This is a genomic window from Micromonospora sp. BL1 (assembly GCF_003667485.1).
Classification (GTDB): Bacteria; Actinomycetota; Actinomycetes; order Mycobacteriales; family Micromonosporaceae; genus Micromonospora; species Micromonospora tulbaghiae.
Map to the genome: position 1 here is coordinate 1 of NZ_RCVK01000202.1, position 21,611 is coordinate 21,611.

19 protein-coding genes are annotated in these 21,611 nt (G+C 74.1%); 6 read left to right on the forward strand and 13 right to left on the reverse strand.

All coding sequences use genetic code 11. From position 1 onward, the window contains the following. From EAD96_RS10405 to EAD96_RS10445, 9 genes are all read right to left on the reverse strand, one after another. On the reverse strand, window positions 1-1,194 hold a 1,194-nt coding region (locus tag EAD96_RS10405; RefSeq protein ID WP_147457863.1), incomplete at its 3' end, for an MFS transporter. Then, window positions 1,185-2,420 carry an ATP-grasp domain-containing protein gene (locus EAD96_RS10410; protein ID WP_121684127.1) on the reverse strand — a complete coding sequence of 412 codons (1,236 nt, stop codon included), beginning with the start codon at window positions 2,418-2,420 and terminating at the stop codon, window positions 1,185-1,187. The genes EAD96_RS10410 and EAD96_RS10405, both read right to left, overlap by 10 nt. Then, window positions 2,417-3,202, reverse strand: a complete 786-nt coding sequence (locus tag EAD96_RS10415; protein WP_121684157.1) for a B3/4 domain-containing protein — start codon at window positions 3,200-3,202, stop codon at window positions 2,417-2,419. The genes EAD96_RS10410 and EAD96_RS10415 overlap by 4 nt, the downstream gene beginning before the upstream one ends. A 133-nt stretch (window positions 3,203-3,335) precedes the next feature. Further along, a complete protein-coding gene (locus tag EAD96_RS10420) occupies window positions 3,336-4,634 on the reverse strand; it encodes an amidohydrolase family protein (protein ID WP_121684128.1) in 1,299 nt (432 codons plus the stop codon). Then, window positions 4,631-5,323: a prephenate dehydratase gene (locus tag EAD96_RS10425; protein WP_233585619.1), complete on the reverse strand. Its 693-nt coding sequence runs from the start codon at window positions 5,321-5,323 to the stop codon at window positions 4,631-4,633. Before EAD96_RS10425 ends, EAD96_RS10420 begins: the two co-directional genes overlap by 4 nt. Next, window positions 5,307-6,728: a phenylacetate--CoA ligase family protein gene (locus EAD96_RS10430; RefSeq protein WP_121684129.1), complete on the reverse strand. Its 1,422-nt coding sequence runs from the start codon at window positions 6,726-6,728 to the stop codon at window positions 5,307-5,309. Before EAD96_RS10430 ends, EAD96_RS10425 begins: the two co-directional genes overlap by 17 nt. A gap of 24 nt (window positions 6,729-6,752) precedes the next feature. Continuing rightward, window positions 6,753-7,463, reverse strand: coding sequence for an SDR family NAD(P)-dependent oxidoreductase (locus EAD96_RS10435; protein WP_120570366.1), 711 nt, complete (start codon window positions 7,461-7,463; stop codon window positions 6,753-6,755). 16 nt (window positions 7,464-7,479) lie between these two features. Further along, window positions 7,480-8,070, reverse strand: a complete 591-nt coding sequence (locus tag EAD96_RS10440; protein ID WP_121684130.1) for an aminodeoxychorismate/anthranilate synthase component II — start codon at window positions 8,068-8,070, stop codon at window positions 7,480-7,482. After that, window positions 8,067-9,476, reverse strand: a complete 1,410-nt coding sequence (locus EAD96_RS10445; RefSeq protein WP_233585621.1) for an anthranilate synthase component I family protein — start codon at window positions 9,474-9,476, stop codon at window positions 8,067-8,069. Before EAD96_RS10445 ends, EAD96_RS10440 begins: the two co-directional genes overlap by 4 nt. Before the next feature lie 13 nt (window positions 9,477-9,489). Between EAD96_RS10445 and EAD96_RS31500 the strand changes: the two genes are divergently transcribed. The 6 genes from EAD96_RS31500 (at window position 9,490) to EAD96_RS10470 (ending at window position 16,209) form a co-directional block, all read left to right on the forward strand. Next, window positions 9,490-9,687: a hypothetical protein gene (locus EAD96_RS31500; RefSeq protein WP_233585623.1), complete on the forward strand. Its 198-nt coding sequence runs from the start codon at window positions 9,490-9,492 to the stop codon at window positions 9,685-9,687. 187 nt (window positions 9,688-9,874) lie between these two features. Further along, window positions 9,875-11,284 (forward strand): PLP-dependent aminotransferase family protein, encoded by a 1,410-nt coding sequence (locus EAD96_RS10450; RefSeq protein ID WP_233585625.1) that lies wholly within the window; start codon window positions 9,875-9,877, stop codon window positions 11,282-11,284. Between the two features lie 41 nt (window positions 11,285-11,325). Next, a complete protein-coding gene (locus EAD96_RS10455; protein WP_047891048.1) occupies window positions 11,326-12,135 on the forward strand; it encodes an ABC transporter ATP-binding protein in 810 nt (269 codons plus the stop codon). A gap of 28 nt (window positions 12,136-12,163) precedes the next feature. Beyond that, window positions 12,164-13,153 (forward strand): iron-siderophore ABC transporter substrate-binding protein, encoded by a 990-nt coding sequence (locus EAD96_RS10460; protein ID WP_047891049.1) that lies wholly within the window; start codon window positions 12,164-12,166, stop codon window positions 13,151-13,153. A gap of 5 nt (window positions 13,154-13,158) precedes the next feature. Further along, window positions 13,159-15,261 (forward strand): iron ABC transporter permease, encoded by a 2,103-nt coding sequence (locus tag EAD96_RS10465; RefSeq protein ID WP_121684132.1) that lies wholly within the window; start codon window positions 13,159-13,161, stop codon window positions 15,259-15,261. Between the two features lie 45 nt (window positions 15,262-15,306). Further along, window positions 15,307-16,209, forward strand: coding sequence for a siderophore-interacting protein (locus EAD96_RS10470; RefSeq protein ID WP_120570362.1), 903 nt, complete (start codon window positions 15,307-15,309; stop codon window positions 16,207-16,209). Window positions 16,210-16,272: 63 nt separating this feature from the next. Here the strand turns inward: EAD96_RS10470 and EAD96_RS10475 are convergent, their stop codons facing one another. The 4 genes from EAD96_RS10475 to EAD96_RS10490 are packed head-to-tail and all read right to left on the reverse strand — an operon-like array spanning window position 16,273 to window position 21,513. Continuing rightward, window positions 16,273-18,057, reverse strand: a complete 1,785-nt coding sequence (locus EAD96_RS10475) for an IucA/IucC family siderophore biosynthesis protein (protein ID WP_121684133.1) — start codon at window positions 18,055-18,057, stop codon at window positions 16,273-16,275. After that, a complete protein-coding gene (locus EAD96_RS10480) occupies window positions 18,054-18,638 on the reverse strand; it encodes a GNAT family N-acetyltransferase (RefSeq protein WP_199733124.1) in 585 nt (194 codons plus the stop codon). Before EAD96_RS10480 ends, EAD96_RS10475 begins: the two co-directional genes overlap by 4 nt. 5 nt (window positions 18,639-18,643) lie before the next feature. Then, a complete protein-coding gene (locus tag EAD96_RS10485) occupies window positions 18,644-19,930 on the reverse strand; it encodes a lysine N(6)-hydroxylase/L-ornithine N(5)-oxygenase family protein (RefSeq protein ID WP_121684135.1) in 1,287 nt (428 codons plus the stop codon). A gap of 23 nt (window positions 19,931-19,953) precedes the next feature. Further along, the gene (locus tag EAD96_RS10490) at window positions 19,954-21,513 is read right to left on the reverse strand and encodes an aspartate aminotransferase family protein (RefSeq protein WP_121684136.1); all 1,560 of its coding nucleotides are present in this window, start codon (window positions 21,511-21,513) and stop codon (window positions 19,954-19,956) included. Window positions 21,514-21,611: the final 98 nt, after the last annotated feature.

A 21,611-nucleotide genomic window follows, 5' to 3' on the forward strand; every position in this document is an offset into this window, starting at 1 on the left:
CTCCGGCACCGGCCGGGCCTCGGGCCGGATCCGCAGCGCGGCGAACGCGAGGACGCCGGCCAGCGGGGTCAGCAGCAGCAGGAGCAGCACGGGCCGGTGGCCGTGCGCCTGCCAGACGAAGCCCAGCCCCATCGGCACCACCAGCCGGGCGGAGCTGAGCACGAAACCGTTGAGCGCCATGAAGGCGCTGACCCGGCGTGGTTCGACGTGGTCGGCGATGTAGGTGGGCACCACCACCGAGGCGATGATCTCGCCGAGCGTCCAGACGACTGTGGACAGCAGCACGGCGGGCAGCGAGAACGCGAACACCAGCACCGCCATCCCGGCCGACCAGAGCAGGCCGGCGACGACGAGCAGCGTGCGCGTCGGGTACGCCTTGATCCGCTTCTCGATCAGCATGCCGGCGCCCACCACGACGATGCTGTTGATCGTGTAGACCGCGCCGACCACCGCCACCGACGAGTTCAGCACCCCGGTGACCGCCAGCGGCAGCGTGTACTCCAGCCCGATCAGCGGCGCCACGTAGCAGAACGAGAGCACCACCAGCACCGCGACGTCCAGGTCGCGCCGCAGCGCCGCCCGGCGCAGCCCGGCCTTCGCCGGTGTCCCGGCCGCGTCGCGGCGGGTGTCGGCGGGCACGCTGAGCCGGATGGTGAGCGCCGCGAGCAGCCCGAGCAGGATGTTCCCGGCGAACATCAGCCCGTACGAGTACGCGGCGGCCAGGCCGCCCAGCAGCGGCCCGACGCCCATGCCGAGGTTGTTGGCGATGTAGCTGACCGTGTACGCGAACGGCCGCTGCTCGGGTTCGGCGAGGTCGGCGATCAGCGTGTTGGCCGCGGGCGCGAACATGCCCATGCCGACGAGCGCGACGAACAGCAGCGCCGCGTATGTCCACGGCGGGCCGTCCAGCACCGCCAGCCCCAGGTAGCCGGCCGCGTTGAGCAGCAGGCTGGACACCAGCGCGGCCCGCCGGCCGGCGCGGGCGCAGACCGGGCCGCTGAGCAGGCTCCCGGCGAGCAGGCCGGTGCTGCCGACCGAGATCAGCACGCCCGCCTCGCCGGTGCTCAACCCCCGGCTGCGCACCAGGTAGACCGCGAGCAGCGGGAAGACGAACATGCCCGCGCGGTTGATGAACGAGGCGAGCACCAGCATCCGCAGCGGGCGGGGCAGCGCCCGGAACCGGCTCAGCCACATGACGCCTCCCCGGCCGGTTCGGTACGCACCTGGAAGGCGTCCCGGATGGTCTTGAACCGGGCCCGTACGTCGTCGAAGTCCCGGCCCTCGCAGACGTACCAGCCGAGCACGTCGTTGGAGGCGGTCGGCGGGGCGAGCACGTCGCCGACGCCCTTCCACACGTCGGCGTCGAGGACCGAGTCCAGCGCCCGCAGCTCGTCGGCGGTGGTGATCGCGGTGATCCGGCCGTACCGGTCGGAGCAGAGGTATTCGGTGCCGGTCTCCGCGCCCAGCGCGGCGGCGGTCCGGTGCCCGGGGTCCAGTTCCAGCCGGCACCACTCGCCGGCCAGGTTGATGCCGCGCCCGGCCTCGATGGCCGGGACGATCGACCCGCCGCCGGCCCGGGCCGCCGCCTCGCCGAAGACCACCTCGCCGTCGTCGCGGAGGAAGAACTCCACGTGCGCGACGCCGGTACGCATGCCGAAGCCGCGCAGGAGCCCCGCGTTGGCGGACAGGATGCGCTGCTCCGCGGGGGTCAGGTCGTGCTTGCGGGAGATCGTGCCGCCGGGCTCGTCGCGGAACTCCAGCACCGAGTACGTGTAGCGGGAGAGCTGCTCGAAGACCACCTCGCCGTCGCGCAGCAGCGAGTCGACGTGGTACTCCGCGCCGCGGACGTACTCCTCGACCCGGTAGTCGTGGCGCGCGTCGGCCACCAGCGGCCACACCCGGGCCAGGTCGTCGGCCGAGTCCACCCGGTGGGTGTCGCCGCAGGCCCAGCCGGCGTACGGCTTGACCACGACCGGCCAGCCCACCTCGGCGGCGAACTCGGCGACCGCGCCGACGGTGTCCGGGCGGCAGGAGCGAGCCACCGGCACACCCAGCTCCACCGCGCGGCGGTGCATCACGTTCTTGTCCCGGAAGGCGAGCGCCTGCTCCGGGTCCAGGCCGGGGATGCCGTGGTCGCGCCGGCACCGCGCGGCGGTCAGCACGTCGCCCTCGAACAGCGGGAAGATCCGCTCGACCGGGCGGTCGGCGACGATCGCCGCGACCGCCGCCCGGACCGCGTCCGGGTCGTCCAGGTCGGCCCGGTGGCAGGACAGGCCGGCGGTCTCCGGCGCCGGCTGGCCGGTGGGCAGCAGCACCAGGCTGTCCACGCCGAGGTCGGTGGCCGCGGCGACCACGCTGCGGAACTGGGCGGCGTAGCGGCCGGCCGCGGGCCGGTAGACGATCAGGATCGCGCGTTTCACGAGCGGCCTCCCGGGGTGCCGGCGGGGCTGAGCGGGGCCTCGACGGCGAACACGGCGTCGCGGGTGTCCCGGTCCAGCACCGCCCGGTGCCGGGGCGCGGCGGTCAGCTCGCCGAGCACGGCGTCGAGCCGGTCCAGCGCCGCCTCCACCTCCGCCCGGCCGCCCGGGTGGGCCGCCTCGACGGTGAGCAGCAGCCGCCGCCGGCCCTGGTCGGTGCGGACCAGGTGGCCCTGGCGCCAGTTCCAGCGCCGGGAGTGGGCCCGCCCGTGGTCGTCGGCGTAGACGATCTCGCCCGGTTCGGGCCGTTCCGGCGCGTCGGGCGCGCCCAGCGGCAGGTACGTCTCGGTGCCGTCGGCCGGCCGGACGGCGACCGCCGCGATGTCGTCCACCGCGCACGAGGCCACCGGCAGCGCCGAGTCCAGCGAGACGGCGTTGCAGAGGTCCACGAGCGCGTTGATCCGGGGCAGCCGGTCGCCCCGGGCCACCCGCCGGGCGATCGACTCGGCGGCGCACGGGAACCGGTTCGGGTTCACCGCCACCGCCCGGTACGCCGCCCGCCACCCGGCGATGCCCGGCAGCTCGGACACCCCGGCCTTGTCCAGGCCGGCCCGGTGCAGCGCGTCCTCGGCGGCGGTCAGACGCCGCGCCACGGCCGGGTGGGCCGGCCCGACCTCGATCGCCGGCACGGCGAGCAGGCCGAGGACGTAGTCCGGCACGCTCGCCGTCACCCGGTCGTCGATCCGGACGGACAGCCGGTCGGCGCCGTCGCTGAGCTGGGTCATCGTCATCCCCGTCGGTTCGGTTCACACGGTCGCCCCGACCGTACGAAGCGGCGCCGCCACCGGTTGTGGCCAATCCCCGCCGATCCGGTGAGGCCAATCCGGGACTGTGGGCCGCTTTGCCGCGCCGGCCGCATCAGGCCACCCCGGCCGGCCGGCGGTCCCGGTAGGCGGCGGCGTCCCCGGCGACCACCCGCCCGCCCAGCAGGACCAGCTCGATCGCCTCCGGCCGCCCCAGCACTGTGATGTCCCGCGCCGGGTCGCCGTCGGTGACCACCAGGTCGGCCAGCCGGCCCGGCTGCACCGTCCCGGCCTCGTCGCCGCGCCCGGCCAGCCGCGCGCCGTTGGCGGTGGCCCAGGTCAGCACCGTCGGCGCGGGGATGCCGGCCATGCTCACGTACGTCTCCAGCTCCTCGGCGTACCGGCCGTGCGGGGTCCAGGCGAAGCCGAAGTCGTCACCGGCCACGATCGGGATGCCCATCTCCACCATCAGCGGCAGGATCCGCAGCGTGTTCTCCACCTCGGCCCGGAACTCCAGCGTCTCCAGGTATTCCGGGGTCTTGCCGTGCGCGGTGCCGGTGGTGAGCAGCCGGTGCGGCTGGTGCAGGCTCGGCACCACGAAGATGCCGCGCTCGGCGATCGCCTCCAGCGCCGCGTCGTCGGCGTACGTGGCGTGGTCGATCACGTCCACCCCGGCGGCGATCGCGTTGCGGATGCCGCCCAGCCCGCGCGAGTGCGCCCGGATCCGTACCCCCCGCTCGTGTGCGGCGTTGGCCGCGACCACCAGCTCCTCGGCGGTGAACAGCAGCTCGTGCGAGCGGCCGTTGGGGAACGTGTCGTCGCCGGTGGAGAACACCTTGATGATCTCGGCGCCCTGGGCGACCTCGGTGTCGACGTACTCGACCAGCTCCTCCGGGGTGTCGGCCAGCCGCATCAGGTCGGTGGGGATGCGCTGCCTGACCGCCGGATTACGCCGCTGGGGCGGCCCGGAGACCATCAGGTCCCGGCTGCACGGCGTGATCCGCGGTCCGGGCAGCCGCCCGGCGTCGATCGCCCGGCGCAGCGCCATGTCGATGCCGGCCACCGAGCCGGCGCCGACGAACGCGGTGTAGCCCAGCCGGAGCATCTCCGCCGCGTTCGCCGCCGCGCCCAGCGTCACCTCCGGGATCGAGTGCTTGAACAGCGTCTCCCGGCCGTCGAGCACGTTCAGGTAGGCGATGTGGGTGTGGCCGAGCGTCATGCCCGGCATCACGGTCCGCCCGTCCAGGTCCAGCACGTCGACGTCCGGGTCGTGCAGCGGCGCCTGCGCCTCGGGCAGCACCGCGACGATCCGCTCCCCGTCGAGCAGCACGCTGTGGTGCGGCCGGGACGCCACCCCCAGCCCTTCCTGGACGGTGGCGCGGTGCAGCAACGTTCGTCGGGACACGACTGTCACTCCGGTTCTCCTCGAAGGTGCGGGCGGCGGTGGCCGAAGAGCAGCCAGACGATCTCCGCGCCGGGGCGGCGGACAACCCAGCGCAGCGCGTGCCGGCGTACCCCCGGGGCGTTCGTCACCGCGAGGTCGGCGGCCCCGGCGGCGAGCAGCTCGGCGGCGTGCTGGGTGGACTCGGCGTCGAGCCACCGCATCGGACGGTCGCGCAGCGCGGGCGGGGCGAGGTCGGCGAAGATTCGCCGGACCTCCCACAGCGCGGCGACGGTGACCTCCCCGTCGCCCGGCGGCGCGTCCCGCTTTCGCGCCGCGATGCCGTACTCCGGGGTGGCCTGCGCGAAGTAGGCGTCCAGACGCAGGTCGCGGTGCCAGTGGAAGCGGGTGGCGCCCTGGTACGCGCTCGGCACCAGCGCCTGGTCCACGCGGCGTTCCACGAGCGCGCCGAGCACCTCGTCGAACGTGTCGCACAGCTCGATGCGCAGGCCGTGCCGCTCGGCCAGGAACGCGGCGGTCAGGTGGCTGGACGTGCCGGCCGGGCCGAGCGTCGCCACCGCCGTGCCGGGGTGGCCCGCCCACCGGTCCACCACCGTCCGCCACCGCCGCCCGTACGCCCCGGCGAGCGGCCCGGGCAGCGCGGGCACCGGCTCGGCGGCTGTGGTGTCGGGTGTCGCCGTGGTGTCAGGTGTCGTAGCCACGCCTGCCCGCCATCCGCCGGGCCACCCGGGTCTCGTGGTCGTCGGCGACCCGCCGGTCCACGATCCGCGCGGCCTTCCAGCTCACGAACGCCCCGGTGCTGACGATCGGGTCCAGCCCGTCGCTCAGCTCGACCTCCACCGGCACGCCGAGCGCGGCGGCGGCCCGCCGGCGCACCCCGTCGGCCACCGCGGCCGGGTCGTCCACCAGGTCCTTGAGCAGCTCCAGCCGGACGGTGAGCCGGTCGCCGCCGGCCGGGTCGTTGTCGATCACCACCTGGTAGCCGGCCGAGCCGGTGACGCCGGTGAGCACCGCGCTCTCGATCTGCCCGGCGGTACGCCGCTGCCCGCCCAGGTCGATGCGGTCGAGCGTCCGCCCGACGATCTGCACCAGGTCGCCGGGCATCTCGCAGTCGCAGTCCGACGCGCCGACCACCACCGCGTCGCCGGTGCGGTAGCGGATCAGCGGCTTCACGCCGTCGACCAGCATGGTCACGGTCAGCTCGCCGGTGCCGCGCGGGCCGTGCGACGCGCCGGTCTCCGGGTCGACCACCTCGATCAGGTAGTTGGTCTGGGACAGGTGCATCCGCTTGTTGCGGCAGGCGGTGGCGATCACGAACGCCTCCTGCGAGCCGTACAGGATGTTGTAGACGTCCGCGCCCCAGACCGACTCCAGGTTGTGCGCGAGCGCGGGCGTGCACATCTCGCCGGTGACGAACAGCAGCTTGACCGCGAAGTCCTCGCGCAGCCGGTAGCCGTGGTGCTCGGCGGCCTTGGCCAGCATCAGCGCCACGCCCGGCGTGCAGCAGATCACCTCCAGTTCCAGGTCCCGCATGAGCTGGAGGGCCTTGGCGAACCCGATCACCGGCGAGTACGGCCAGATCTTGGCGTTCATCGCGCCGGTGTTGCGGGCCACGTCGCCGAGCGTGTCGCCGAACGAGTGCACCTCGGTCGGGCCCATCAGCCCGACCCGGGGCGCGTGTTCGCCGAAGTGGTGGCGGAAGATCGACGCCCAGGACTCGGTGACGTGGGCGTTGCTGGCCACCACCTCGCGGCCGTCGCGGGGGCACGGCGTGGCGGGCCCGGTCGTGCCGGTGGTCTCGTAGAAGAAGACGGCCTCGGCCAGCGGGCGGCTGAGCACGTCGAGCATCTCCTCGCGCAGGTGCGCCTTCGTGGTGAAGGGCAGCCGGTCGAGCGTGGCCGGGGTGATCGTGGTCAGGTCGATCCCGGCGAGGTGCCGGGCGTAGAACGGCGAGCCGGTGCCGACCTGGTCGAGCACCCGGCGCAGTTGCCGGTCCCGCCAGTCACCGAGCTGCTCGTCGGTGAGCGTGCGGTCGTAGAACGCGCGGTGCAGGCGCAGGTAGTCGGCGGCGAAGCCGGCCGCCGGGCCGGTGGTGGGAAGCCACATGGATCGGGGTCCTCTCGGTGTGCGTCAGTGCAGGCCGCCGTCGACGTCCAGCACGGAGGCGGTGACGTAGCTGCTGTCCGGGCCGGCCAGCCAGGCGACGGCGGCGGCGATCTCGTCCGGGGCGCCGAAGCGGCCGGCCGGGATGCGGGCCCGGTAGTCGTCCCGGCGGGCCGCCGGGATCCGGGCGGCCATCGGCGTCTCGACCAGCCCGGGGGCCACCGCGTTGACCCGGATGCGGTGCGCGGCCAGCGCCCGGCCGAGGCTGCGGGTGAGCGCGACGACAGCGCCCTTCGAAGCGCCGTACGCGGCGTCCGGGCTGCCGATCCGGCCGCTGATCGAGGCGACGTTGACCACGGTGCCCGGACGCCCGGCGGCCACCAGCGCCCGGGCGTACGCGAGCGTGCCGAAGAACGTCGCGCCGAGGTTGGTGTCCAGCACCTCGGCGTACGTGCGCGGGTCGTAGTCGAGGAAGTCCCGGGCCGGGTAGACGCCGGCGTTGTTGACCAGCACGGCGGGCAGGCCGTGCCGCTCGTGCACGTCGTCCAGCAGCCGCTGCGCCTGCTCCGGCACGGCCAGGTCGGCGACGAGCGCCGCGTACGCCGACGGGTCGGCGGCCGGCTCGCGGTCGACGCTGAGCACCCGGTGCCCGGCCCGGGTCAGGGCGGCGGTGACGGCCCGGCCGATGCCGCCCGCGCCGCCGGTGACCACGGCGAGCGGGGGAGGGGAGTCGGACATGATCGGTCTCCGCCGCTCAGCCGGCGACCGGCAGCGCCGCCGGTACGCCGCGCAGGAAGTTGTCGAACAACCGCAGCCCGTCCTGGGTGGTCACGCTCTCCGGATGGAACTGCACCCCCTCGACGGCGAGCGTGCGGTGGCGCAAGCCCATCACGTAGCCGTCGTCGCCGGAGCGGGCGGCCACCTCCAGCGAGGGCGGCACCGGGTCGTCGACGATCAGCGAGTGGTACCGGGTGACGGTCAGCGGCGCCGCCGCCCCGGCGTAGACGCCCCGGCCGTCGTGCGTGACCTCGCTGGTCTTGCCGTGCATCAGGTGCCGCGCCACCGCGATCGTGCCGCCGTACGCCAGGCCGATCGCCTGGTGGCCGAGGCAGACGCCGAGCAGCGGCACCCGGCCGGCGAAGGCATGGACCAGCTCGACGTGGCCGGAGTCGCCGGGGTGGCCGGGCCCGGGTCCGAGCACCACCGCGTCCGGGCGCAGCGCGGCGAGCTGCCGGGGGCTGCGCACGCGCGACCGGACCACGACCGTCCGGGCGCCGAGCGTGCGCAGGTACTGGTCGATGATGTGGGTGAAGCTGTCGTACGCGTCGACGAGCAGGACCTTCACGGCAGCAGCTCCTCGCCGGTCAGGGCCCAGTAGGCGGCGCTCATCTTGGCCAGCGTCTCCCGCCACTCGGCGGCTGGTGTGGAGTCGGCGACCACGCCGGCGGACGCCTGGGTGTGGTAGCGGTGGCCGTCGTGCACGACGGTGCGGATGCAGAGCGCGAGCACCGCGAACCCGCGGACGTCGACCAGGCCGATCGCGCCCGCGTAGATGCCCCGGGGTGCCGCCTCCAGCCCGTCGATGATCTCCATCGACCGCAGCTTCGGCGCGCCGGTCATGGTGCCGGCCGGGAACGCGGCGCGGACCGCCGCCCACACGTCGGCGCCGTCGTCGAGGCGGCCGGAGACGGTGGAGACCAGATGGTGCACGTACGCGAACGGCTCGACGTCGAGCATCGCGTCCACCGACAGCGTGCCCGGCTCGCAGACCCGGCCGATGTCGTTGCGGCACAGGTCGACGAGCATGACGTGCTCGGCGCGCTCCTTGTCGCTGGCCCGCAGCTCGGCCACCCGGCGGCGATCGGTCAGCGGGTCGGCCGAGCGGGCGGCGGTGCCGGCGATCGGGCGCATCGACAGCCGGTCGCCGCTCAGGCGCAGGAACAGCTCCGGGCTGGCACCGATCACGGTGCGCCCGGCCCAGGGCGCCAGGTACATGTACGGCGACGGGCTGCGGTGCCGCAGGCGCCGGTAGACGTCCAGCGGGGTGAGGGCGGTCTCCACCTCGATGCGGTGGCCGATCTGCACCTGGTAGCTGTCGCCGACCCGGATGTGCCGCAGGCAGCGCCGCACGCGTTCGGCGAACGTCTCCTCGTCGACGGTGTCGCGTACCCGGGCCGGCGTGGGCGCGGGTGGCGGCGGCTGGTCGCCGGGCGCGCCGGTGAGCAGCCGCGTCACCGGCGGCGCCGGCTGCGGCGGGAGGTGCGGGCCGGTGGCGTGCAACTGGTGCGCGGTGCCGGCCCGCAGGTCCCACCAGACGGTGTGCCGGAACAGCGTCAGCGCGAACCGGGGGAGGTCGTCGTCGGCCCGGCCGAGGGTCAGCTCGTCCATGTCGCGGGCGGCCTCGTAGGCCAGGGTGGTGAGGAAGCCGAAGGCGAACCGGTCGGCCGGCACGGGCGTCTCGACGGTGAAGGCGCGCTGCACGGCGCGGACCACCGACCAGAGCTGCGCCGGGCCGGGCACGTGCCAGGCGGACGTGGTGCCCTGCCGCCGGGCCGGTGCGCCGAGGACGCCGGTGACCACCGCGCCCAGCGCGTCGCCCAGCGGCCCGGCGGCGGCCAGCTCGCACCCGTCGGCCAGGAACCGCAGCTCGGCGAGACGGCCCCAGCCCACCGCCGCGGCCTGCCGGTCGGCGGCCGGTCCGTCCAGGCTTTCGAAGAGGTACGCGTCGTGTGCGGCATGGCTTTGTGTCAATGCGGTGTACAACGTGAGCGGATCGATCGACGGCAGTGTGATTGAGGTCACGGAAATCGGAATGCGGCCGGTCGGCGTCGTGCGTCCCGGCGTCTCCGAACGGTGGTCTGCGGTTTCCGCGCCCACCGTGGTCGACAATGAGGACACTGTGGAACCCCCCTTTGAGCAGCCCGGATGTCCCGACGCGGACCGGCTGGACCGCGTTCGGTGACAGATCGGACTTCCCCCGTTGAAAAGGACGCGCGGCACCCCCCGGTTGCGGCCGGGAATCGGTTGCGGTCCCGGGAAACACTTTCACCAAGTGCGGTTCCCGCTGTCCATACCACTTCGGAGACCGGGGAGAGGACCAATCGGTGTGGCATCTGAATCTGTCAATTGACGGCGATGCGCGTGAAACGTTGTCGGCGCAGCTCCGCAACGCTCTGCGCGGGCGGATCACCGACGGCACGCTGCGCCCCGGGACGCGCGTGCCGTCGACCCGTCAGCTCGCGACGGACCTCGGCGTGTCCCGCACCGTGGTCGTCGAGGCGTACGAGCAGCTCTGCGCCGAGGGCTACCTGACCTCGCAGCGCGGCTCCGGCACCTCGGTGGCGGACTCCGCGCACGCCGGCGTCGCCTCCGCGCTCACCTCCGACGAGGCACCCGCGCCCGAGGTGTGGGACCTGCGCGCCGGCGGCACCGACGTGTCCACGTTCCCGCGCCAGGACTGGATCCGCTGCGTCAGCTCGGTGCTCCGCTCGGCCGGGCCGCAGGAACTGGGCTACGCCCCGCCGTCCGGCCTGCCGGCGGTCCGCCGCACGCTCGCCGGCTACCTGGGCCGGGTCCGGGGCGTCCGCGTCCGCCCCGAGCACCTGATGATCACCTCCGGCTTCGCCCAGGGGCTGGCGCTGCTCTGCCGGGTGCTGCGCGACCAGGGACACGAGGCGATCGGCGTGGAGGATCCCGGGCACCCGGGGGAGTGGGCGTTCATCGCCGACGCCGGGCTGCGGCCGGTCGGTGTGCCGGTGGACCGGGAGGGCATCCGCGTCGGCGAGCTGGCCGCGACCGGCGTACGGGCCGTGCTCACCACCCCGGCCAGCCAGTTCCCCACCGGTGCGCCGCTGAGCCGGCGGCGCCGGGAGCAGCTCGTCGACTGGGCGCGTGCGGTGGACGGGTACGTCGTCGAGGACGACTTCGACGCCGCGTTCGTGGCGCCGGCGCAGCGGATGCCCGCGTTGCAGAGCGTCGCGCCGGACCGGGTGGTGTACGCCGGCAGTGCCAGCAAGGTTCTCGCCCCGGCGCTGCGGCTCGGCTGGCTGGCCGCGCCGACCGGGCTGGCCGCCTCGATCGAGCGGGTCCGGGCCGGCTGGGACATCGGCTGTTCCGGGCTGGACCAGCTCGCCTTCGCCCGGCTCGTGGACACCGGCGCGTTCGACCGGCACCTGCGCCGGCTGCGGGCCGAGTTCCAGCGCCGCGGCCAGGCGGTACGCCAGCACGTCGCACGCCATCTGCCCGGCGTGGCGCCGCTCGACGCCAGTGGTGGCCTCCAGACGTACCTGGTGCTGCCCCGCTGGTGCGCCGAGGAGTCCATGGTGGCGGCCGCGCGGCGCCGGTCCGTGCTGGTGCGCGGCGGCCGGTTCTACGCCCTGCGCGCCGACGACCGGCCCCCGGCGCTGGTCATCGGGTACGCCGGGGTGCGCGGCGCCGAGCTGGGGCGGGGACTGGCCGGGGTCGCCGCGGCCTACCGCGACGTGACCGCGCGCCACGCGCCGGGTGTCAATGTGCGCCGGGCCGCGGAATCCGACCGAAGGACCGGCTTGACAGCGTGATCAGCGCTTAGGTTAGCCTAACCTCCGTGACGAGCAGAACGGTGCGAGCCGACGGCTTGAGCGGCAGCGACCTGCGGCTGGGCTACCACGGCACGACGGTGGTGCACGACGCCGCCATCACGCTTCGGCCCGCGGCGGTGACCGCGTTGGTCGGCCCGAACGGCAGCGGCAAGTCGACGCTGCTGCGCGGGCTGGCCCGCCTGCACCCGCTGGAGCACGGCGAGATCGTGCTGGCCGACGGCACGCCGGCCCGGGCGCTGTCCGCCCGGGACTTCGCCCGCCGGGTCACGCTGCTCGCGCAGAGCCGCCCCACCCCCAGCGGGGTGACGGTGCGCGACGTGGTCGGGTACGGCCGGCACCCGTACCGCCAGCGGTGGCGCGCGAACGACCTCGACGGACCGGCCGCGATCGACCGGGCCATGCGGGTGACGGGCGTCGACGGCATGGCCGGCCGGCCGGTCGACGAGCTGTCCGGCGGCGAGCTGCAACGGGTCTGGCTGGCCACCTGCCTGGCCCAGGACACCGCGATCCTGCTGCTGGACGAGCCGACCACGTTCCTGGACCTGCGCTACCAGGTGGAGATCCTCGACCTGATGCGCGAACTCGCCGACACCGCCGGCGTCGCCGTCGGTGTGGTGCTGCACGACCTGAACCAGGCCGCGGCCGTCGCCGACCAGGTCGTGCTCCTGCACGAAGGCCGCGTCCGCGGCGCCGGCACGCCGCACGAGGTGTTCACCGAGGCGGCGCTCACCGAGGCGTACGGCATTCGCGTCGAGGTGACTGTCGACCCGGTCACCAACCTGCTCTCCACTCGTCCCGTCGGCCGGCACACGACCCGCGTCTCCGCCTGACCGACTCCTGCCCACAGAAGAGAAACCGATGTTGCGTACCCGCCTGACCCTGCTCGCCGCCGCCGCGGCCAGCGCGCTGCTGATCGCCGGCTGCGGCACCACCGAGGAGCCCGCCGCCGCACCGTCCCCCTCCGACGCCGCGTCCACCGGCCCGGTCACCGTCACCGACAGCCGGGGCAAGACCATCACCCTCAAGAGCCCCGCCACCAAGGTCGTCGGCCTGGAGTGGGGCGAGGTCGAGATGCTCGTCGGCCTCGGCGTGATGCCGGTCGGCGTGGCCGACCCGAAGGGGTACGCCACCTGGGTGACCGCCGCCCCGCTCGACGCGGGCGTCAAGGACGTCGGCACCCGGGGTGAGCCGAGCGTCGACTCCATCGTCGCGCTCCAGCCGGACCTCGTGGTGATGGAGGCCGAGCGCGGCTCCGCCGTCGTCACCCAGCTGGAGAAGTACGTCCCGGTGCTGGTCACCAAGGGCAGCGACGCCTCCGACAACATCGGCCGGATGCGCGCGGACCTGAAGATGATCGCCACCGCGACCGGCCGGACCGCCCAGGCGGACAAGCTGCTCGCCGACTTCGACGCCGCGCTCGCCGACGGCAAGAAGAAGATCGCCGACGCCGGGGCGGCCGGCAAGCAGTTCGCCATCGCCGACGGCTGGAAGGAGGGCAGCACCGTCTCGATCCGGATGTTCGGCCAGGGCGCGTTCGTCTCCCAGCTCGGCATCCAGCTCGGCCTCAAGAACGCCTGGACCGGCAAGACCGACGAGATGTGGGGCCTGGGCCAGACCGACGTCGAGGGCATGAACGTCCTCAAGAGCCAGGACCTGCACTTCTTCTACAACGCCTCGGACGGCAACGACGTGTTCGCCGACGGCCTCGCCGGCAACGCGATCTGGCGCTCCCTGCCGTTCGTCCAGCAGAACAAGCTGCACAAGATGCCCAACGGCATCTGGACGTTCGGCGGCACGCTGTCCGCCAAGCAGTACATCGACGAGCTGGTGAAGGTCTACACGGCTTGAGCGCGATGACCGCCCCCGCCCCGCCGGGGCCGGCCACCCGGCCGGCCCCGGTCGGGCCGCCGCCCGTCCGGCGCAGCCGGGTCGCCGGCGCGTTCACCCTCGCCGCCGTGGTGCTCGTCGCGATCACCGCGGTGCACCTCACCCAGGGCACGTCGTCGGTGGGGGCGCTGGACCTGCTCCGGCTGCTGACCGGCGGCGACGACGAGGCCGCCCGGATCCTTGTCGCCTCCCGCCTGCCCCGGCTGCTCACCGGCCTGGCCGTCGGCGTCGCGCTCGGTTTCGCCGGCGCGGCGTTGCAGTCGACCACCCGCAACCCGCTCGCCTCGCCGGACACGCTCGCCGTCAACGCGGGCGCGCACCTGGCGATCGTCGCCACCGCCGCGTTCGGGATCGCGCTGCCGGCGCTGCCCTCGGGCGGCCTGGCGTTCTGCGGCGGCCTCGCCGCCGCCTCCCTGGTCATGCTGCTCTCGGCCGGCGGGCAGGCCGCCACCACCCGGCTCATCCTCGCCGGCTCGGCCACCGCGATGGCGCTCGCCTCGCTGACCATGCTGCTCCTGCTGCTGTTCGAGCAGTCCACCATCGGCCTGTTCGCCTGGGGCAACGGCTCGCTCGTGCAGGGCGACCTCGCCGCGTTCACCCAGCTCGCCCCCGTGATCGGGGTCGCCGCGCTGCTGCTGGTGACGCTCGGGCACCGGCTGGACCTGCTCGCCCTCGGCGACGACACCGCCACCGTGCTCGGGCTCAACGTGCGCCGGACCCGGCTCATCGTGGTGCTGCTCGCAGTGCTGCTCTCCGCCGCCGCGGTCACCCTGGCCGGGCCGATCGGCTTCGTCGGCCTCGGCGCGCCGGTGATCGTCCGGCTGCTCGGCCGGTGGGTGCCCGAGGTGCACCGGCACCGCATCCTGATGCCGCTGGCCGGCATCGTCGGCGTCGTCATCGTGCTCGGCTCCGACGTGCTGCTGCGCGCCGTACTCGGCGGGCAGGCCGGTGTCGACGTGCCCACCGGCGTGGTGACCACGCTCTTCGGCGCGGTGCTGCTGATCTGGCTGGCCCGCCGCCACCGCGACGCCGGGCCGACCCGGCAGGCGCCCGGCGGCCACGCCGCCGTCCGCTCCCGCGGCTTCGTCGCCGCCGTCGTCGCGGCCTGCGCGGTCGTCGTCACCGCCGCGCTGGTGCTCGGCATGCTCGCCGGTGACACGTGGGTGCTGCTCGGCGACATCGTCAACTGGGTGCAGGGCCGCACCGGGCCGGCGTACACCTTCGTGCTGGACGCCCGCTGGCCGCGGGTCACCGCGGCGCTGCTGGCCGGGGCCGCGCTGGCCCTGGCCGGCACCACGGTGCAGGCGGTGTGCCGCAATCCGCTCGCCGAACCGGGCATCCTCGGCATCACCGGCGGCGCCGGCATCGGCGCGGTGTCGCTGCTGACGTTCGCGCCGATGGCCGGCGTGCTCGCCCTGTCCGGCGCCGCCGGTCTCGGCGCGGTCGCCGCGTTCGCGCTGGTCTACGGCCTGGCGCGGCGGCGCGGCCTCAACTCCGACCGGCTGGTGCTGATCGGGTTCGCGGTCTGGCAGGGCGGGACGGCGGTCATCACGTTCATCGTGGTCTCGTCCGACCCGTGGAACACTGGCAAGGCGCTGACCTGGCTGTCCGGCTCCACCTACGGGCGTACCGCCCCGCAGGTGCTGCCGGTGCTGATCGCGTTGATGATCGCGCTGCCGGTGGTGGCCGCCGTGCGCCGCGAGCTGGACCTGCTCGCGCTCGACGACGACACGCCCCGGGTGCTCGGCGTCCGGCTGGAACGCGCCCGGCTGATCGCGCTCGGCCTGGCGGCGCTGCTCACCGCCACCGCCGTGTCGGCGGTCGGTGTGATCGGCTTCGTCGGCCTGGTCGCGCCGCACGCGGCCCGCGCCCTCGTGGGCGGGCGGCACACCCGCGTCCTGCCGGTCGCGGTGCTGCTCGGCGCCACCCTGGTCAGCCTCGCCGACACGCTCGGCCGCAGCGTGATCGCCCCCGCCCAGGTTCCCGCCGGTCTGGTCACCGCCCTGATCGGCACCCCGTACTTCGTCTGGCTGCTGTGGCGTTCCCGCGCCGCGGCGGCCGCCCGTTAGCCCGTTCACCGACGTACCGCCCACCGGCCGTGAGAGGAATGACGCATGACCAGCACCCTGGCCGTCGCGCCCTGGCGAGTCTTCACCGTTGAGGTCCGCGCGCTGCGGCGGCTCGGCCCGTCCTTCCTGCGGGTGACGCTCACCGGCCCGGACCTGGACCGGTTCGCCGACAACGGGTACGACCAGCGGATCAAGCTGGCCCTGCCGCCGGTCGACGGGGCGCCGGGGGAGCTGCCCGACGGGCCGGACTGGTTCCCGCGGTGGCGGGAGCTGCCGGACGGGCTGCGCAGCCCGATCCGCACCTACACGGTGCGCGCGGTCCGGCCGGAGGCGTACGAGGTGGACGTGGACATGGCGCTGCACGGCGACGGCGGCCCGGCCACCCGGTGGGCACGCCGGGCCCGCCTCGGCGACCGGATCGCCGTCGTCGGCCCGGACGCCGGGTGGGACGGCCCGCACGGCGGCGTCGAGTTCCAGCCGCCGGCCGGTGCCACGCTGCTGCTCGCCGGCGACGAGACCGCCGCGCCGGCGATCTGCGCGATCCTGGAGCGGCTGCCCGCCGACGCGCGCGGGCACGCGCTCGTGGAGGTGCCGGAGACCGGCGACGAGCTGCCCTGCGCGGCGCCGGCCGGCGTCACGGTGACCTGGCTGCCCCGCGACGGCGCCCCGCACGGCAGCCGGCTCACCCCGGCCGTGACGAGCCTGGCCGGCCGGCTGGTGCCCGTACCGGCCGGACCGGGCGCGCCGCCGCTGGCCGAGGTGGACGTGGACCGGGACATCCTCTGGGAGGTGCCGGAGCGGCCCGACGGCGCGGCGCTCTACGCCTGGCTGGCCGGGGAGGCGGCGGTGATCCGCGGCCTGCGCCGGCACCTGGTCACCGAGCGGGGCATGGACCGGTGCGCGGTGGCGTTCATGGGCTACTGGCGGGCCGGACGCGCGGAGAACTGATCGTCCCCACCGCCGTCGAAGCGGGCCGGCGCACGGCGCCGGCCCGCTTCTTCGTCGTCCCCGTCAGTCGCGCGGCGCGTACGGGGCGAGCGGGTTGACCAGCGTGCCGGCGAACTGCAACGCGGCCGACGGGTCGGACAGGTCCACCATCTGCTGGTTGTTGCGCAGCTGGAGCCGGTTGAGGCAGGACAGCGTGAACTCCGGCGCGAACAGGTCGTGCCGGCGCATCCGGTCGGCCAGGTGCGGCACCGTGGCGGCGTAGCCGGCGGCGCACTCGGCCACCGTGCGCCAGAACCCGTCCTGGTCGAGCACGCCCTGGGTGTGCAGGGCGGCGCTCAGGTGCCGCAGGAAGCAGTCGAACACGTCGGTGAAGATGGACAGGATCTTCTCGTCCTCCGGAATGGCGGCCCGGATCCGCCGCACCCGCTCGGGCAGGTCCGCGTCCGGGTCCATCACCACGATCTCCTCGGCGATGTCCTTGAACACGACCCGCTCCACCACGCCGCCGTCCAGCACCAGGATGACGTTTTCGCCGTGCGGCATGAACGCCAGGTCGTGGGCGTACAGGCTGTGCAGCAGCGGCACCAGGTAGGCGTCCAGGTAGCGGCGCAGCCAGTCGGCCGGGGCCAGCCCCGACTCGTCGATCAGCGCCGCGGCCAGCGAGCGCCCGTCGGAGTCCAGGTGCAGCAGCGAGGCCATGGTGGCCAGCCGCCGCCCGGGTTCCAGCCCGGGCACCGGGCTCTCCCGCCACAGCGCCGCCAGCATCTTGCGGTACGGGGAGTACCTGTCGGTCGCCGCCTCGTACTGGCGGTGCCGGTAACCGATCGCGGCCCGCTCCCGGATGATCGACAGGCCGGTGCGCTTGAGCACCGGGTCGCCCTCGATCAGCCCGGCCAGCCAGTCGTTGATGGCCGGCGTCGCCTCCATGTACGCGGCGGACAGCCCGCGCATGAAGCCCATGTTCAACACCGACAGCGCGGTCTTCACGTAGTGCTTCGCCGGGTCGGTGACGTTGAAGAAGGTGCGGATGGACTGCTGCGCGAGGTATTCGTCCGGCCCCTCGCCGAGGCAGACCAGCCGGCGCGCGGCCACCTCACCGGCGAACGTGACGGCGAGCTTGTTCCACCACTGCCACGGGTGTACCGGGACGAACAGGTAGTCGGCCGGGTCCAGGCCCAGCCCGGTGAGCGTGGCGGTGAATCCGGCCAGCGTCTCCTCGCCCAGCTCGGCCCGGACCAGCGTGTCGTAGTCCAGGTCGTCGGCGCAGGTGAACGTGGTGTGGTCGCGGTGCGCGGCGAGCCAGAGCAGCCGTACCGGCGCGGCGGCCTCCGGGGCGTACGCGTGGTACTCGTGCACGCCGAAGCCGATGCGGCCGTTGTTGGCCACGAAGCAGGGATGCCCCTCGGTCATGCCGGTCTCGATCGCCTGGAAGTCGGCGGCGGCCAGCTCGGCGGCGCTCACGGCGGGCTTGGCCAGCTTGTACGCGGTCCCGGCCAGCGTGGAGGTGATCTCCTCCAGGTAGACCGGCAGGATCGCGTCGGTGAGGCCGAGCGCGCCGCGCAGCTCCACGCACAGGTCGACGGCGTCGGGCGGCAGGTCCGCGCCGTCGCGGCGGCGCACGATGCTGTCCGCGTCGACCTGCCAGTGGTCGAGCGCCAGCCGCTGCGCGGCGAACCGGTACTCGACGGTGCCGTCGTCGCTGCGCACCAGCCACTGTCCCGGGCCGGCGGGCTCGGGGGTGATCAGGCGCTCGTGGGCGAACTCGGCGAGCGCCTTGCGCACCAGCAGCCGGTTGGCCGTCGCCCACGCCTCGGGGGTCAGGTGGTCCACGGATGCGCTGGCGTTCACGCCGGTGCCCCTTCCTCGCTGGCGGGCGCGCCGGTGGCGGCCCGGAACTGGTCCCGGGTGCAGACGCTGAGCAGCGCCTCCTTCTCGGGCTTGCGGATCGGGCCGACGACGGAGAAGCCGACTGCCGCGTTGAGCGCGTGCACGGCGGTGTTGCGCACGTCCGGCTCCACCACCACCCGGCGCGTCGCCGGGTCGGCGAACAGCCAGGCCATCACCGTGGTGATGACGGCCCGGGTGAAGCCGTGGACCGGCGTGTCGGCGGGCGCGCAGAGGAAGTGCATGCCCACGTCGCCGGGCTCCGGGTCGTAGAGATCGACCAGCTCGACGTGCGCCGGGTCGTACCGCTCGGCCAGGAACGCCGGGGTGCCGCGCCACGACCCGAGGTACGCGTCGTGGTGCGGGTGGTCGGCGATGCGCCGGTACTCGGCGGCGACGGCGTCCACGTCGGCGTCCTGCATGAGCCAGAACGCGGACTTGGGGTGGGTGACCCAGCGGTGCAGCAGCGCGGCGTCGGCGTCGGGGTCCAGCGGGCGCAGCGTGAACTCGCCGAGCGCGTCGTCGACGCGGGTGAACGCGGTCATGCCGGTCATGCCGGGGCCCCGGCCGGGGCGCCGAACTCCTGGAACGCGATGGTCTTCTCCACCGGGTAGTGCTCCCGGCCGGTCATCTCCCGGATCAGCCACGAGTTGCGGTACGGGCCCATGCCCAGGTCGGGTGAGGTGATGCTGTGCGTGTGGGTGCCGCCGTTCTGGAGGAACACGCCCCGGCCGGTGTGGTCGACGCTGTAGTTGCGGGCCACGTCGAAGCGGCCGTGCGCGTCGAAGCGGAGCCGGTCGCGGACCGGCGCGAGGAACTCCGGCACCCGGTAGTGGTAGCCGGTGGCCAGCACCAGTCCCGCGGTGTCGAGCGTGAACGCGCGGTCCTGCTCGGTGTGGCGCAGCCCGAGCCGGTAGCGGCCGTCGGCGTACGCCGCCTCGACCAGTTCGGTGTTGGTCAGCAGGCGGCTCGGCACCGGCCCGTGCAGGCTCTTGGCGTACAGCAGGTCGTAGATGTCGTTGATCAGGTCGGCGTTGATGCCCTTGAACAGTGGCTTCTGCGCGGCCTCCAGCGCGTAGCGGGTCGGCTCGGGCAGCGCGTGGAAGTAGTCCACGTAGTCCGGCGAGGTCATCTCCAGCGTGAGCTTGGTGTACTCCAGCGGGAAGAACCGCGGCGAGCGGGTCACCCAGGTGAGCTGGTAGCCGTACGTGTCGATGTCGCCGAGCAGGTCGTGGTAGATCTCCGCGGCGCTCTGGCCGCTGCCGACGATCGTGATGCTGTCCTTGGCCCGCAGCGCCTCCCGGTGCTCCAGGTAGCGCGAGTTGTGGATCATGTCACCGCCGAGCCCGGCGCAGGCCGGCGGCAGGTACGGCGGGGTGCCGGTGCCGAGCACGAGGTGCCGCGCCCGGTGGGTGGCCGGGCCGTCCGGCGTGTCCGCGTGCACCACGTACCGGTCGTCGGCCTCGTCGTACTCGACGGCGGTGACGGTGTGCCGGAAGCGCAGGTTCGGCAGCTTCCCGGCGGCCCAGCGGCAGTAGTCGTTGTACTCGGCGCGCAGCGGGAAGAAGCTCTCCCGGATGTAGAACGGGTAGAGCCGGCCGGTCTCCTTCAGGTAGCTCAGGAACGAGTACGGCGAGGTGGGGTCCGCGAGCGTGACCAGGTCGGCGATGAACGGCGTCTGGAGCCGGGTGGATTCCAGCAGCATGCCGGGATGCCAGTCGAAGCTGTCGCGGGCCTCCAGGAACAGCCCGTCGAGGTCGTCGATCGGCGCGGTGAGGCAGGCCAGGCCGAGATTGTAGGGGCCCAGCCCGACGGCGATGAAGTCGTGGGTCGACATGTTCTCGTTCTCCTCGGCGGGGGTCAGACCGGGCAGGACAGCTCGGCGGTGGCCGCGGTCCGGGCGTACCAGGCGGCGTGGTCGGCGATGAGGTCCAGCACGTGGGCGATGTCGTCCACTGTGGTCTCGGGGTTGAGCAGGGTGAGCTTCAGGTGGTGGGCGCCGTCGACCTTGGTGCCGGCGACCAGGGCCGCGCCGGAGGCGGCGAGCGCGTCGCGGGCGTGCAGGTTGGCCTCGTCGACCAGGTCGGGCGCGAGGCCGGGCGGCCGGTACCGGAAGACCACTGTGCTCAGTTGCGACGGCGCGGCCACCTCGAAGCGCGGGTCGGCGTCGAGCCGCCGCCACGCCTGCGCCGCGAGGTCGACGACCTGGTCGAACAGCGCGCCGATCGCGTCCGGCCCCATGATCCGCAGGGTCAGCCAGAGCTTGCACGCGTCGAACCGGCGGGTGGTCTGGATGCTCTTGTCGACCTGGTTCGGGATGCCCTGCTCGACCGCGCGGGCCGGGTTGAGGTAGTCGGCGTGCCAGGTGGCGTGGCGCAGCGTCCGGCCGTCGCGGACCAGCAGCGCGCTGGAGCTGACCGGCTGGAAGAACGACTTGTGGTAGTCCACAGTCACCGACGCGGCCCGTTCGATGCCGTCGAGCAGGTGCCGGCGGGTGGGGGAGACCAGCAGCCCGCAGCCGTACGCGGCGTCGACGTGCAACCAGACGCCCGCGGCGGCGCAGATGTCGGCGATCTCCGGCAGTGGGTCGACGGTGCCGAAGTCGGTGGTGCCGGCGGTGGCGACGACGGCCATCACCACCTGGCCGTCGCGGTGGCAGCGGTCGATGGTGCGGGCCAGTTCGTCGGTGCGCATCCGGCGGGTGGCGTCGGTGGGCACGGTGAGCACCGCGTCGGCGGCCAGGCCGAGCAGCTTGGCGGCCTTCTGCACGCTGAAGTGCCCGGCCGCGGAGGTGAGGATGCGCAGCCTGGACAGCACCTGCGGCCGGTCCGGCCGGCCGGTCGCGCTGCCGCCGCCCACCACCGTGCGGTACGCCTCCTCGCGCGCCAGCAGCATCGCCTGGAGGTTCGACTGGGTGCCGCCGCTGGTGAACACGCCGTCGGCGCCGGCGCCGAACCCGATGCGCCCGGCCGTCCACTCGATCAGGCGCCGCTCCATCAGCGTCGCGCCGGCGCTCTGGTCCCAGGTGTCCAGGGAGGAGTTGACCGCGCTGAGCACCGCCTCGCCGAGCAGCGCCGGGATGACCACCGGGCAGTTCAGGTGGGCCAGGTAGCGCGGGTGGTGGAAGTAGACCGCGTCGCGCAGCCACACGTCGTGCAGCTCGTCCAGGGCGGCGTCGGTGTCGCCGAGCGGCCGGTCCAGGTCGATGGCGCCGATGAGCGGCGCCAGCTCGTCGGGGGTGACGCCGGTGAACGGCCGGTCCGCCTCGCCCACCCGGCGGGCGACCCGGTCGACGCCGCGCGCCAGCACGTCCCGGTACCGCGCGAGCGTGCCGGCGTTGAACAGGTGGCCGCGTGCCGTGGCGGCGGCGCGGCCGGTGTCGGTGGGCGCGGCGCCGGTCGGGCTCCCGATCGAACTCATGCGACTTCCCAGCGGTCGTACGGACAGGACACGCGGCGACAGCCGCGGCGATCAGGTTAGGTTAGGCTGGCCTAACTAGCAAGCACGACTCGGGGTGC